This window comes from Paraburkholderia sp. BL6669N2, assembly GCF_003387275.1.
Classification (GTDB): Bacteria; Pseudomonadota; Gammaproteobacteria; order Burkholderiales; family Burkholderiaceae; genus Paraburkholderia.
Genome location: NZ_QUNA01000001.1, coordinates 2,946,652 through 2,960,373, shown reverse-complemented (window position 1 = coordinate 2,960,373; position 13,722 = coordinate 2,946,652). Strand labels below are relative to the sequence as shown.

The 13,722-nt window shown below is 64.3% G+C and carries 13 protein-coding genes; 11 read left to right on the top strand and 2 right to left on the bottom strand.

All coding sequences use genetic code 11. The features are described 5' to 3' along the window. The first annotated feature begins 1,070 nt into the window (after nt 1-1,070). The 11 genes from B0G80_RS13380 (at nt 1,071) to pyrF (ending at nt 12,595) form a co-directional block, all read left to right on the top strand. Nucleotides 1,071-2,057, top strand: coding sequence for an IclR family transcriptional regulator (locus tag B0G80_RS13380; RefSeq protein WP_116119650.1), 987 nt, complete (start codon nt 1,071-1,073; stop codon nt 2,055-2,057). Beyond that, nucleotides 2,054-3,106 carry a 2-dehydro-3-deoxygalactonokinase gene (locus B0G80_RS13375; RefSeq protein ID WP_116118309.1) on the top strand — a complete coding sequence of 351 codons (1,053 nt, stop codon included), beginning with the start codon at nt 2,054-2,056 and terminating at the stop codon, nt 3,104-3,106. The genes B0G80_RS13380 and B0G80_RS13375 overlap by 4 nt, the downstream gene beginning before the upstream one ends. Nucleotides 3,107-3,142: 36 nt before the next feature. After that, nucleotides 3,143-3,823, top strand: a complete 681-nt coding sequence (locus tag B0G80_RS13370) for a 2-dehydro-3-deoxy-6-phosphogalactonate aldolase (RefSeq protein ID WP_116118308.1) — start codon at nt 3,143-3,145, stop codon at nt 3,821-3,823. Continuing rightward, nucleotides 3,820-4,596 (top strand): SDR family oxidoreductase, encoded by a 777-nt coding sequence (locus B0G80_RS13365; protein WP_116118307.1) that lies wholly within the window; start codon nt 3,820-3,822, stop codon nt 4,594-4,596. Before B0G80_RS13370 ends, B0G80_RS13365 begins: the two co-directional genes overlap by 4 nt. A gap of 132 nt (nt 4,597-4,728) precedes the next feature. Beyond that, nucleotides 4,729-5,727, top strand: coding sequence for an arabinose ABC transporter substrate-binding protein (locus B0G80_RS13360; RefSeq protein WP_116118306.1), 999 nt, complete (start codon nt 4,729-4,731; stop codon nt 5,725-5,727). Between the two features lie 175 nt (nt 5,728-5,902). After that, nucleotides 5,903-7,441 (top strand): L-arabinose ABC transporter ATP-binding protein AraG, encoded by a 1,539-nt coding sequence (gene araG / locus B0G80_RS13355; RefSeq protein WP_116119649.1) that lies wholly within the window; start codon nt 5,903-5,905, stop codon nt 7,439-7,441. A 54-nt stretch (nt 7,442-7,495) separates the two neighbouring features. Next, on the top strand, nt 7,496-8,512 hold the full coding sequence (araH, locus tag B0G80_RS13350; protein WP_106285215.1) for an L-arabinose ABC transporter permease AraH: 1,017 nt from the start codon (nt 7,496-7,498) through the stop codon (nt 8,510-8,512). Between the two features lie 39 nt (nt 8,513-8,551). Further along, nucleotides 8,552-9,352 carry an SDR family NAD(P)-dependent oxidoreductase gene (locus B0G80_RS13345; RefSeq protein ID WP_116118305.1) on the top strand — a complete coding sequence of 267 codons (801 nt, stop codon included), beginning with the start codon at nt 8,552-8,554 and terminating at the stop codon, nt 9,350-9,352. After that, complete coding sequence (locus B0G80_RS13340; RefSeq protein WP_116118304.1) at nt 9,349-10,251, top strand: SMP-30/gluconolactonase/LRE family protein; 903 nt, start codon at nt 9,349-9,351, stop codon at nt 10,249-10,251. Before B0G80_RS13345 ends, B0G80_RS13340 begins: the two co-directional genes overlap by 4 nt. 218 nt (nt 10,252-10,469) lie before the next feature. Continuing rightward, nucleotides 10,470-11,531 carry an aldose 1-epimerase gene (locus B0G80_RS13335; protein ID WP_116118303.1) on the top strand — a complete coding sequence of 354 codons (1,062 nt, stop codon included), beginning with the start codon at nt 10,470-10,472 and terminating at the stop codon, nt 11,529-11,531. Between the two features lie 248 nt (nt 11,532-11,779). After that, complete coding sequence (gene pyrF / locus B0G80_RS13330; RefSeq protein ID WP_116118302.1) at nt 11,780-12,595, top strand: orotidine-5'-phosphate decarboxylase; 816 nt, start codon at nt 11,780-11,782, stop codon at nt 12,593-12,595. A 35-nt stretch (nt 12,596-12,630) separates the two neighbouring features. On the opposite strand, the gene B0G80_RS13325 is transcribed toward pyrF, so the two are convergent. After that, complete coding sequence (locus B0G80_RS13325; protein WP_116118301.1) at nt 12,631-13,146, bottom strand: cupin domain-containing protein; 516 nt, start codon at nt 13,144-13,146, stop codon at nt 12,631-12,633. Nucleotides 13,147-13,169: 23 nt separating this feature from the next. Next, complete coding sequence (locus tag B0G80_RS13320) at nt 13,170-13,670, bottom strand: CinA family protein (protein ID WP_116119648.1); 501 nt, start codon at nt 13,668-13,670, stop codon at nt 13,170-13,172. Between the last annotated feature and the right edge of the window lie 52 nt (nt 13,671-13,722).

The window sequence follows — 13,722 nt, the reverse complement described above, 5'->3', positions numbered from 1 at the left end:
AGCTGGATCGCCCGACACGCGCTTGCAAGGTGGTGAGCGGGCACAGTGACGGGGTTAACAGACCGGAGCGCAGTACCAAAAACCGGCGAGCCGTGAGGCTCCCCCGCCAAGGCCCGCCCGTTGAGAACAGACGCGCAAAGGCAGCCGCACAGTTGAGTGAGCAATCGTACGGGGTACTACGCTAGTAGGCTGTTAAACCTGTATGTCGCGGAATACACGACAAAAGAATTCTAAAACGTGTCTTCCAGCAAGCGAACACCTGCGCAGGCTAAAAGGTGCGTGCCGCAATCAATTCCGAAATTTCTCAAGCCCTCGTTCGTGTTCTCAACGGCTGTGCTGAGAAGAGGGGCGGGCAATGCTGAAGAGGGAGCTACTCGCGCCGTTGCAAGACCTGGCGAAGCTGTCGGCGATTCCATCCCCGGCGTCGCTCTTCACACACCGGCACTTCAGCGCGACGCCGAGGCGAAGCCGACGGCCCCACAGTACGCAGAGAAACCTACGGGTCAAAAGCAGACCTTTCCGGCGAGCGCGCAGCGCGAGGCGGGAGGTATGACGGCTTTGTCACCGGAGCCGAATGTGCGACGGCACAGATTCCAGATGTACCACTACCGCGGCTGCGCGAGGGCTCCGCTTAGGGGTTAGCGGTGTGAAGCGGCTTTCTTTGCCTACTTTCTTTGCCGCGGCAAAGAAAGTAGGTGCCTGCCCCGCACAGGGGCGACGCTAATAGACCACTAACACGGCAAGGAAAGGCCAACACCCGCACACCACAACCCAACAACTCACCCCACAGCAAAAAAATCCCATTATCTGAATCCAACACTCACATATTGGAGCTTTCTCAAAAACCGCCCTACAATCCAACCCAACAAGCAGAAAGCGCCGCACGGCATGGAGAAACTCCCGCCGCCAAGCGCCGAAAAAGCGACAGCAAGAAGAAACCGGAGACAAAGCCCAAACCATGCCTAAAGCCCAAAGGCATCACCGCCGCGCCAGCCATACCGCGAGCAATCAAGGCCCTCTCTCCGGCCCCGCGCTGTAAGCGCAAAAAAACCACCGAAAAGCGAATCGCCATGAACAAAGCGATGCCTACTCACGCCGCGAGCGAATCCGAAGCCGATCTATCGCCATCCGTCGACCACGCGCCTAGCGGCACGCCGCCACGTCCGTCGGCGCCCGCCGCCAAGACACCGCGCGCGAACGCCGGCATCCACCCGGCCCCGATGGACGGAATCGCGCTCCCCAGCACGCTGCTCGACATCACCCCGCAGCAAGCCGGCACGCAAACCCTCCTGCGCGGCCTAGCGATCCTGGAAGCAGCAGCAGCGGGCGTGCGCGACCTCCGCACCTTCGGTGCCGCGCTCGGCACGACCCGCAGCACCACGCATCGCCTGGTCAGCAGCCTCGTGCAGGCGCGCTATCTGCGCCAGGTCCAAGGCGGCTACCTGCTCGGCCCGAAGCTAATCGAACTCGGCACGATCGCGCTCGAACAGATGCCGCTCACCGCAGTCGCTCGCCAGCACCTCGAATCGCTCGCGGAACAAACCCTCGACACGATCCACCTCGGCGTGCGCGACGGCGACGACGTCCTCTACATCGACAAAATCCCCGGCACTCGCGGCCTCGAAATGCGCTCGCGCGTCGGTCACCGCATGCCGCTGGCATCGACGGGGATCGGCAAGGCCATGATGCTCGACCTCACGCCCGACGTCTGGCAGTCGCTCTTCGATGCCTCGCGCCGCGCGCTCGCCGGCGTCAGTTTCAAGCCGGATAACCGTCCCGACGCGCAGACCTTCATGCAGCGCATGACCAACTACGCGGCCGGCGGCTACACCTTCGATCTCGAAGAAAACGAAGCGTCGATCCGCTGCGTCGCGGCTCCGGTGCGAGATGCGTCGGGCGCGGTGGTGGCGGCGCTGTCGGTGGCGAGCACGATTCCATACATGTCGCTCGAACGCATGGACGAACTGATTCCGGTCGTGCAGCGCGAAGCGCGCGCGATTTCGGAAGAACTCGGCTGGCGCGCTCCGCAGCCGGCAACCCGCAGGATCAAGCGATGAAGCGAGCGGGTTCTCCCACCCAGGCAGCCGGCCACGCCGCAGCCGTTTCGGTCGACGCGAGCCACGAGCACGCCGCGCTGATCGCGCTCGACTGGGGCACGACATCGCTGCGCGCCTATCTGTACGACGCGTCCGGCAACGTGCTGGCGACGCGCGCATCGACGGCGGGCATCATGAATCTGCCGCGCAGCGCGGAGCAGGGCGGCTTCGACGCGGCCTTCGACGACGCCTGCGGCGCCTGGCTCGAACACGCGCCCGGCGCGCCGGTGATCGCGGCAGGCATGGTCGGCAGCGCGCAAGGCTGGCTGGAAGCGCCGTATGTGGACACGCCGGCGAGCGCCGATGCGCTGGTGGCGGGTATCGTCCGCGTGCAGGCGGCGTGCGGCGTGACGCTGCATATCGTGCCGGGCGTCCTGCAACGCGGCGAACTGCCCAACGTGATGCGCGGCGAAGAAACGCAGATCTTCGGCGCACTCGGCGAACAAACAGACACTGTCGACAGCGGCAAGCGCTCGCTGATCGGTCTCCCCGGCACTCACGCCAAATGGGCGGTGGTGCAAGCGGACCGCATTGAGCGTTTCCACACCTTCATGACCGGCGAAGTATTCGCGGCACTGCGCGAACACACGATTCTCGGCCGCACGATGCTCACGCCTGATCTTCCGGACACCGGCGCGTTCCTGCATGGCGTGAACATCGCGCGGGAAAAAGGCCAGGCGGGGGTGCTCGCGACCGTGTTCAGTTCGCGCACGCTCGGCCTCACCGGACAACTGTCGCGCGAACAGCAACCGGACTATCTGTCGGGGTTACTGATCGGACACGAACTGGCTGGTCTCGATGCCGTGCTTGCGCAACAGCAAAGCGCGCTCGCCGGGCAGAGCCTGCGCCTGATCGGCAACGAAGCGCTGTGCGAGCGTTATCGGCTCGCGCTGGCGCAATTCGGCTGCACCCAGGCGGAACTGGTCAAGCACGCCACCGAGCGCGGCCTGTGGCGCGTCGCCTCGCAGGCGGGGCTCGTCAAACCGGCCGCCAAGACGGCGCGCGCCTGACTATCAGCGCCACCGCCCACGAAACAAGGAACCGACATGCAACCTCACATCAATCTGCCCGCTCCGTACATGCCGCACGCGGGTTTGATCGCGGCGTTCGAGGCGTGTCCACTGATCGCGATCATGCGCGGCGTGACGCCCGCCGATGCCGCCGAGCACGGCCAGGCGCTCTACGAAGCCGGCTTCCGGATTGTCGAAGTGCCGCTGAATTCGCCGCAGCCTTTCGACAGCATCGCAGCGATCCGCAAGGTGTTGCCGGCGGACGCGATCGTCGGCGCGGGAACGGTGCTGCATCCGAGTTTCGTCAACGACGTGAAGTCGGCGGGCGGCGAACTGATCGTCATGCCGCATAGCGATCCCGAAGTCGTCGGTGCAGCGAAAGCGCAAGGCATGGCCTGCGCGCCGGGCGTCGCGACGCCCAACGAAGCATTCCTCGCGCTGAAGAACGGCGCGGACGTGCTGAAGATGTTCCCAGCCGAACAACTCGGCTGCCAGGTCGTGAAAGCGTGGCGCGCGGTGATCGCGGCGGAAGTGCCGCTGGTGCCGGTCGGCGGCATCACGCCCGACAACATGGGCCCGTTTCTGAGCGCGGGCGCGAACGGCTTCGGCCTCGGCTCGGCGCTGTATAAGCCGGGGCAGAGTGCGGCAGTGACGGCTTCGCACGCGAAGGCGTACATCAACGGTTTGCGCATCGCTCGCGCGGGTGCGAAGAAATGAAACGGCTCGCCGGCAAAGTCGCGCTTGTCACCGGCGCCGGTCGCGGTATCGGCGCGGCGATCGCGCATGCGTTCGCGCGCGAAGGCGCGGCAGTCGTGCTGGCCGAACTGGATATCGACGCCGCGCAGCAGACGGCGGAGCACATCGAGTCGCAGACCGGCGCGCACGTGCTTGCGGTGCACACGGACGTGACGCAATCCGCGTCGGTTCAGCACGCGGTGAGCGAAGCGGAACGCGCATTCGGCGCGCTCGACGTGCTGGTGAACAACGCCGGCATCAACGTGTTCTGCGACCCGCTCACCATGACCGACGACGACTGGCGCCGCTGCTTCGCGGTCGATCTCGACGGCGTGTGGAACGGTTGCCGAGCGGCCTTGCCGGGCATGGTCGAACGGGGCGCGGGCAGCATTGTGAACATCGCCTCGACACACTCGTTCAAGATCATCCCGGGCTGCTTTCCGTACCCCGTTGCCAAGCACGGCGTGATCGGCCTGACGCGCGCGCTCGGCATCGAATACGCGCCGCGCAATGTGCGGGTCAACGCGATCGCGCCGGGTTACATCGAAACGCAATTGACGCATGACTGGTGGAACGAACAAGCCGATCCGGCCGCGGCGCAGCAGGCGACGCTCGATCTGCAGCCGATGAAACGCATTGGCCGCCCGGAAGAAGTCGCGATGACGGCGGTGTTTCTCGCCTCGGACGAAGCACCGTTCATCAACGCCACCTGCATCACGGTGGATGGCGGGCGCTCGGCGCTGTATCACGACTGATTTTTGCAGGACTCGGATTGCGCAGGGGCGCATGGAGTACACCGGACGACGCGCTGGCCGCGTGTGTCACACCCGGTACAAGAAGACGCGGCCGATACCTTCTCGTTATCAATTAGTCAGGAGACACGCATCATGAAACGTAGAATTTTCCTCACGCTGGCAGCAGCGGCGACGGGTGTGCTCTTCAACGCACCGGTCGCGCAAGCCGCCGATCCGGTGAAGATCGGCTTCCTCGTGAAGCAGCCGGAAGAACCGTGGTTCCAGGACGAGTGGAAGTTCGCCGAAATCGCCGCCAAGGAAAAGGGCTTCACGCTGGTGAAGATCGGCGCGCCGTCGGGCGAGAAGGTGATGAGCGCCATCGACAACCTGTCGGCGCAAAAGGCGCAGGGCTTCGTGATCTGCACGCCTGACGTCAAGCTCGGACCGGGCATCGTCGCGAAAGCGAAGGCCGACGGCCTGAAGATGATGACGGTGGACGATCGCCTGGTCGATGGCGCGGGCAAGCCGATCGCGTCGGTGCCGCATATGGGCATCTCGGCGTACAACATCGGCAAGCAGGTCGGCGACGGCCTGGCTGCGGAAATCAAGAAGCGCGGCTGGGACATGAAGGACGTGGGCGCGATCGACGTGACCTACGAACAGCTGCCGACCGCGCATGACCGCACCAGCGGCGCAACCGACGCACTGGTCGCCGCCGGCTTCCCGAAGGCGAACATCATCGCCGCGCCGCAAGCGAAGACCGACACGGAAAACGCGTTCAACGCCGCCAACATCGCGCTGACGAAGAATCCGAACTTCAAGCACTGGGTCGCTTACGGCCTGAACGACGAAGCCGTGCTCGGCACCGTGCGTGCCGCGGAAGGCCGCGGCTTCAAGGCGGACAACATGATCGGTATCGGCATCGGCGGTTCGGACTCGGCACTGAACGAGTTCAAGAAGCCGTCGCCGACGGGCTTCTACGGCACGGTCATCATCAGCCCGAAGCGTCACGGCGAAGAAACTTCTACGCTGATGTACGACTGGATCACGCAAGGCAAGGCACCGCCCCCGCTCACGCTGACGACCGGCATGCTGGCCACGCGTGACAACGTTGCCGATGTGCGTCAGAAGATGGGCCTCGCGGCGAATTAAGCGGGTTGGTTCTGCACGTGGTGACATGAAGTGAACTGCCGGCGCGCCTTTTGCCAAAGATCGGCGCGCCGGCAGCAGCAATAAAAGATCAGCAGTAGAGACAGGCCGTGCTTTTGCGATGTTGCCCACCAAGCACATCGACGAACTCGGTTCACACGAAGCAACAGGAGGCGAAGTGTCAGCGACGCTACGTTTTGACAATATCGGTAAAGTCTTTCCAGGCGTGCGCGCGCTCGACGGTGTGTCCTTCGACGTCAACGTCGGCCAGGTGCACGGCCTGATGGGCGAAAACGGCGCAGGGAAATCGACCCTGCTGAAGATTCTCGGTGGTGAATACCAGCCCGACTCGGGCCGCGTGATGATCGACGGCAACGAGGTGCGCTTCACGAGCGCGGCGTCGTCGATCGCGGCGGGCATCGCAGTGATTCACCAGGAGCTGCAATACGTGCCCGACCTGACGGTCGCGGAAAACCTGCTGCTCGGTCAACTGCCGAACTCGCTCGGCTGGGTCAACAAGCGCGAAGCCAAACGCTTCGTGCGCGAACGCCTCGAGGCGATGGGCGTGGCGCTCGATCCGAACGCGAAACTGCGCAAGCTCTCGATCGCGCAACGGCAGATGGTGGAAATCTGCAAGGCGCTGCTGCGCAACGCGCGCGTGATCGCGCTAGATGAACCGACCAGTTCGCTGTCTCATCGTGAGACGGAAGTGCTGTTCAAGCTGGTGCGCGATCTGCGCGCGGACAACCGCGCGATGATCTACATCTCGCACCGCATGGACGAGATCTACGAACTGTGCGACGCCTGCACGATCTTCCGCGACGGCCGCAAGATCGCCTCGCATCCGACGCTCGAAGGCGTGTCGCGCGACACCATCGTCAGCGAGATGGTGGGGCGGGAAATTTCGGACATCTATAACTACTCGGCGCGCCCGCTCGGCGAAGTGCGCTTCGCGGCGAAAGCGATCGAAGGCCACGCGCTCGCGCAGCCGGCCAGCTTCGAAGTGCGGCGCGGCGAGATTGTCGGCTTCTTCGGCCTGGTGGGCGCGGGCCGCAGCGAACTGATGCATCTGGTGTACGGCGCCGATCACAAGAAGGGCGGCGAGTTGATGCTCGACGGTGAGCCGATCAAGGTTCGCAGCGCGGGCGAAGCGATCAGGCACGGCATCGTGCTGTGCCCGGAAGACCGCAAGGAAGAGGGCATCGTCGCGATGGCGACCGTGTCGGAGAACATCAATATCAGTTGCCGCCGTCACTATCTGCGCGCCGGGATGTTCCTCGACCGCAAGAAGGAAGCGGAAACCGCGGACCGTTTCATCAAGCTGCTGAAGATCAAGACGCCGAGCCGCCGCCAGAAAATCCGTTTCCTTTCGGGTGGTAATCAGCAGAAGGCGATTCTGTCGCGCTGGTTGGCCGAGCCTGATCTGAAAGTGGTGATTCTCGACGAGCCGACGCGCGGTATCGACGTCGGCGCGAAGCATGAAATCTACAACGTGATCTATCAGCTTGCCGAACGCGGCTGCGCGATCGTGATGATTTCGTCGGAGCTGCCGGAAGTGCTCGGCGTGTCCGACCGGATCGTCGTAATGCGCCAGGGCCGGATTTCCGGCGAACTGTCGCGTAAGGATGCAACGGAACAATCGGTATTGAGCCTCGCGCTGCCGCAAAGCTCGACCGCACTGCCCGGAACGGAAACCGCTGCCCAACAGGCGGCCTGAACATCATTCGGACGAAAGTCCGGCAACCCGTGGGGAACGGGAGGAGTCTTCAACATGCAAGCCAGAGAAAACCTCGCGCAACAGGCCGCCAAGAGCGCTGCCGATGCGTTGATTCCGCAGTCGAACGACAAGGCCAAATGGTGGCAGCAGATCACCGAGTACAGCCTGATCGTGATCTTCGTCGTGATGTTCGTCACGATGTCGCTGACCGTCGATCACTTCTTCTCGATCGAGAACATGCTCGGCCTCGCGCTGTCGATCTCGCAGATCGGCATGGTCGCGTGCACGATGATGTTCTGTCTCGCCTCGCGCGACTTCGACTTGTCGGTTGGCTCGACGGTCGCGTTCGCCGGCGTGTTGTGCGCGATGGTGCTCAACGCAACCGGTAACACCTTCATCGCGATCGTCGCGGCGGTGGCGGCGGGCGGCGTGATCGGTTTCGTCAACGGCGCGGTGATCGCGTATCTGCGCATCAACGCGCTGATCACGACGCTCGCCACGATGGAAATCGTCCGCGGTCTCGGCTTTATCGTCTCGCACGGTCAGGCGGTGGGCGTGTCGTCGGATACGTTTATCGCGCTCGGCGGCTTGAGCTTCTTCGGCGTGTCGCTGCCGATCTGGGTCACGCTGCTGTGCTTCATCGTGTTCGGCGTGATGCTCAACCAGACCGTGTATGGCCGCAATACGCTCGCAATCGGCGGCAATCCGGAAGCGTCGCGTCTGGCCGGTATCAATGTGGAACGCACGCGCGTCTACATCTTCCTGATTCAGGGCGCGGTCACCGCGCTGGCCGGTGTGATTCTGGCCTCGCGTATCACGTCGGGTCAGCCGAATGCCGCGGAAGGCTTCGAGCTGAACGTGATTTCGGCGTGCGTGCTGGGTGGCGTGTCGCTGCTCGGCGGCCGCGCGACGATTTCCGGCGTGGTGATCGGCGTGCTGATCATGGGCACGGTCGAGAACGTGATGAACCTGATGAACATCGACGCGTTCTATCAGTACCTCGTGCGTGGCGCGATCCTGCTCGCCGCCGTGCTGCTCGACCAGTTGAAGAACCGCGGCTCGCGCGATTAAGCCCGCCGCCCACTCACTTGCTCTAAAAGGAATCGAACGATGTCGTCTCCGGCCAATGCAAACGTCCGTCTCGCGGACAGCGCCTTCGCGCGTTATCCGAGCCTCGTCGACCGCACGGTGTTGATCACGGGCGGCGCGACCGGCATCGGCGCATCGTTCGTCGAGCATTTCGCGGCGCAAGGCGCGCGCGTCGCGTTTTTCGATATCGACGCGAGCGCTGGTGAAGCGCTTGCCGACGAACTGGGCGATTCGAAACACAAGCCGCTGTTCCTGTCGTGCGATCTGACCGACATCGACGCGCTGCAAAAGGCGATCGCCGACGTGAAGGCCGCGCTCGGTCCCATTCAGGTGCTGGTGAACAACGCCGCGAACGACAAGCGCCATACGATCGGCGAAGTCTCGCGCGAGTCGTTCGACGCGGGCATCGCGGTGAACATCCGTCACCAGTTCTTCGCGGCGCAGGCGGTGATGGAAGACATGAAAGCCGCCAACAGCGGCTCGATCATCAATCTCGGTTCGATCAGCTGGATGCTGAAAAACGGCGGCTATCCGGTCTATGTGATGTCGAAGTCCGCAGTGCAGGGTTTGACGCGCGGTCTCGCGCGCGACCTCGGCCACTTCAATATCCGCGTCAACACGCTGGTGCCGGGCTGGGTGATGACCGAGAAGCAGAAACGGTTGTGGCTCGACGACGCGGGCCGTCGTTCGATCAAGGAAGGGCAGTGTATCGACGCCGAGCTGGAACCGGCCGATCTCGCGCGCATGGCGCTCTTCCTCGCCGCCGACGACAGCCGGATGATCACCGCGCAGGACATCATCGTGGACGGAGGCTGGGCGTGAGTGCGAGCGGCTCATCCAGCACGGCCGCGCTGCTGCTCGATACGAAATGCACGCTCGGCGAAGGCGCCACATGGTGCGCGCAGACCGGCCGTTTCTACTGGACGGATATTGAAGGCGCGCGTCTGTGGCGCTACGACCCGCGGGACGGCAGCAACATGTCCTGGCAGATGCCCGAGCGCCTCGCCACCTTCGCGCTGTGCGCGGATCCGCGTTACCTGTTGCTCGGCCTGGCCACGCATCTCGCGTTTTTCGAGCTGGCCACCGGCGAGACGCGGCGCATCATCGACGTCGAAGCCGGCTTGAACACCCGCGTGAACGACGGCCGCTGCGACCGTCAGGGCCGCTTCGTGTTCGGCACCAAAGATGAGGGCGCGCCGTTGCAGGCAATCGGCGGCTTCTACCGGCTCAGTCAAGATTTGTCACTGGAGCGTTTGCCGTTGCCCGCGCCGGCGATCTCGAACAGCATCGCGTTCAGTCCCGACGGCGGGACGATGTACTACTGCGATTCGCCGACACGCGAAATCCGTGCGTGCGACTATCGCGCGGACGGCAGCATCGCCAATGACCGCCTGTTCACCCGGCTCACCGACGCCAGCGGCGAACCCGACGGCTCGACCGTCGACCGCGACGGCGGCCTGTGGAACGCGCAGTGGGGCGGCCGGCGCGTGGTGCGTTACGGACCGGACGGCGTGGAAACGGAGCGCGTCGACGTGCCGACCGCGCAGCCGAGTTGCGTCGCGCTGGGCGGCACGCAGCTGGACACGCTGTACATTACGAGCGCGCGCTGCGACCTCGATGCGGCGGCGCTCGCCGACGATATGCAGGCAGGCGGCGTGTTTATCGCCACGCTCGGACGGCGAGGTTTGCCGGAGCCGGTGTTCCAAGGCGCGCCCGCTTAGCGCAGAATGACGCTGCCTCGCTCCCGAGGCAGCCATGAAGCAATCCAGCACGGTCGGGCAGTGAATCAGAAGTGAATCGCAAGTTGATGGTGCAATCCCAGTGGCAGCAAATCGGCAGCATGCAGTTCGGACCCAGAGGCGACCCGTTTTAAGAAAATCGCCCAACAGCATCCGTCAGCAATGACGGCAACGTCCCAAGCCTCTCGATGGAGCCAGATATGACTGTTGCGAATCCTGTTTCCTCCTCCCCTCAGACCTCACAGAGTCGACGCTCGCGACTCGCGGCGGCAGCCAATCCGGTGCTCGCCGGTCCCAGCACGTCGGCGGTGGCCGTCGGCGAAGACAGCGGCGGCGATGTCGCATGCATCACGCTCGCCAATGCGCATCTGCGGCTCGACGTCGCGCCGACGCTCGGTGGCGGCGTCACCCGTTTCGACTGGCGTAACGACGGCGCGCTTACGCCAATCTTCCGCCGCTGCCGCCACGTCACAGCCGATACGCAACCGAATCAGTTGGCCTGTTATCCGCTGCTGCCGTATTCGAACCGCATCGGCGGCGGGCAATTCAACGTGGCGGGACGGCGGGTCGAGGTGCCGCGCAATCGCGCCGACGAACCCTTGCCGATTCACGGCGACGGTTGGCAATCGGCCTGGCAGGTCGCGGAGTCGGATCGTGAAAACGTCCGCCTCACGCTCGAGCGCCGCGACGGCAAGCCGTACGCCTACCGTGCGACGCAAACTTATACGCTGGACGGCCCGACGCTCGTCGTCGCGCTCGAAATCGAAAATGCCGGCCGCGAGGCGCTGCCTTTCGGGCTGGGCGTGCATCCCTTCTTCGTGCGCGACGCGGACACCGAGTTGTCTGCCGCAGCGGGCGGCCTGTGGCTCTCCGGCGACGACTGGCTGCCGGTGCGGCATGTGCCGGCGCCGCCCGCCTGGCAATTCGGCGTGGCGTATCCGCTGCCGGAAACCATGGTCAATCACGCTTTTACCGGCTGGAGCGGGCAAGCGGCGGTGGTGTGGCCGAAGCGCCGGCTGTCGCTGAACATTGCCGCCGACACCGATTACTACGTGCTGTACACGCCGCCCGGCGAAGATTTTTTCTGCTTCGAACCGGTGGATCATCCGATCAACGCGATGAATCTGGTCGGCGGCGCGAGCGAAAACGGCATGACTTTGCTGGGACGTGGCGAGCGACTGACGCGTACGTTCCGCTTCACCGTCGAACGCACAGGGTTGCGCTCGATGCCGGGCGCGCGCGGCTCGAAGCGGCGGCAGTAGCGGGCGAGGATAGTGCGACAGGGCGCACGTGTGCATGCCCTGATGCGCTGCGGACATCCTCGGCTCGCACGCTTCTTCGCAAGCGCCTGGCCGATGCATGTGCGCACTCACGGCGCAGTGCGACCGGTAGCCGCGCCTGTCGGCATCTGGCGCCGGACCACCGCTGCCGCACGCTCCCGGCGCGGCCCGCCGCGCGGGACGGGTAAAATACGCGCCTCTTCCGTTTTCCTGCTTGCCGCGAGACCACCATGCCCAATTTCATCCAGACACTCAACGACGCCTGGCAGCGCACCAACTCGCTGCTGTGCGTCGGCCTCGATCCCGAGCCGAGCAAATTCCCGGGCGCGCTCGCAGGCCGTCCCGAGGCGATTTTCGATTTCTGTCGCACGATCGTCGACGCGACCGCGCCGTATGCGTCGTCGTTTAAACCGCAGATCGCCTACTTTGCGGCGCATCGCGCGGAAGACCAGCTCGAGCAGCTGATCGCCCACATTCACGCGAACCATCCGGGCCTGCCCGTGATTCTGGACGCGAAGCGCGGCGACATCGGCAGCACCGCCGAGCAATATGCGCGCGAGGCGTTCGAGCGCTATCAGGCGGACGCGGTGACGGTGAATCCGTACATGGGCTTCGACTCGATCGAGCCGTATCTGGAGCATGCAGGCAAGGGCGTGATCGTGCTGTGCCGCACGTCGAATTCGGGCGGCTCCGATCTGCAATTCCTGGAGACGGGCGGCCGTCCGCTATATCAGGTTGTCGCGCAACTGGCGGCCGAGAAATGGAATGCGAGCGGTCAACTGAGTCTGGTGGTCGGCGCGACTTTCCCGAAGGAAATCGAGGTGGTGCGCGGGATCGTCGGCGATATGCCGCTGCTGATTCCGGGCATCGGCGCGCAAGGCGGCGACGTGCAAGCGACCGTCAACGCCGGCCGCACCGCGAACGGCACGGGCATGCTGATCAACTCGTCACGCGCGATTATTTACGCGGGCAAGGGCGACGATTTCGCCGAAGCCGCGGCGAAGGCCGCGATGGAAACGCGGGATCGGATCAACGCGTTCCGGTAAATCATGGGCTAGCGTTGTTCGGGTGCGCGTGGAGTTCAGTTTGGCCCCAGCCGCGCGATCAACGCGGCATGCTGTGAGTGCCGCGCTTTCAACGCGTCAACATCCGCCAGCTCGAATTCGCTGAATTCAAAACCCGGCGCCACCGTGCAACCCACCAGCGCGAAGGCCGCCGGGTCGGCGCATTCCGCCGCGAACCATAACCCTGCCGGCACTACCGCCTGAAACACGGCATCTGGATGCGTCAGCGCATTGCCCAGTTTATGCGTCACCAGCGCCCCCGTTTCGTCTAACACGTGGACGTTCAACGGCTCGCCCGCATAGAAATGCCAGACCTCGTCGGACTTGATCCGATGCCACGCCGAATGCGCGCCGTCGCACAGCAGGTAATAGATCGCCGTCGACGCAGAGCGCGTTTGCGCTGAGCCGCTCTCTTTGTCGCGGATCACGCGCTCCTTGGAGCGGTACGTCTCGCTGAAAAATCCGCCTTCGGGATGCGGCTTGAGTTCGAGGCGGCGGATCAGTTCGTCTTTGATTGCGTGCGAATCAGGCATGGGCTTTCCGCTTCGAACAGAGGTTAGTGCTCGCGTTCGTCGAGCAAGGCAAGTACGCCGCGCAGCGCATGCGCGGCAGCCTGCACGCGAATCTTCTCGCGGTCGCCCTTGAAAATCTTCGTTTCCACCGACGTATGCAGCCGGTTGCTCCAGCCGAACGAGACCATGCCGACCGGTTTCGTCTCGGTGCCGCCGCCCGGCCCGGCCACGCCGGTAATCGACAGCGAGACCTGCGCGCGGCTGTTGCGCAGCGCGCCTTCGGCCATGGCGCGCGCCACCTGCTCGCTGACCGCGCCGTGTCTGTCGATCAACTCGGCGGGCACGCCGATCATCTCGCTCTTCGCCTGATTCGAATACGTGACGAAGCCGCGCTCGAACCAGCCGCTGCTGCCGGAAATATCGGTGATCGCGGTCGCCACCATGCCGCCCGTGCAGGACTCGGCGGTGACGAGCATGAGGCGCTCGTCGCGCAGACGGTTGCTCACGCGAATCGCGAGCTGATGAACGACAGAATCGGTAGGCATGGCGTCAATCCGGAAAACGGAGGCTGGCGGTGAATGCACGGCGGCGCGGCGG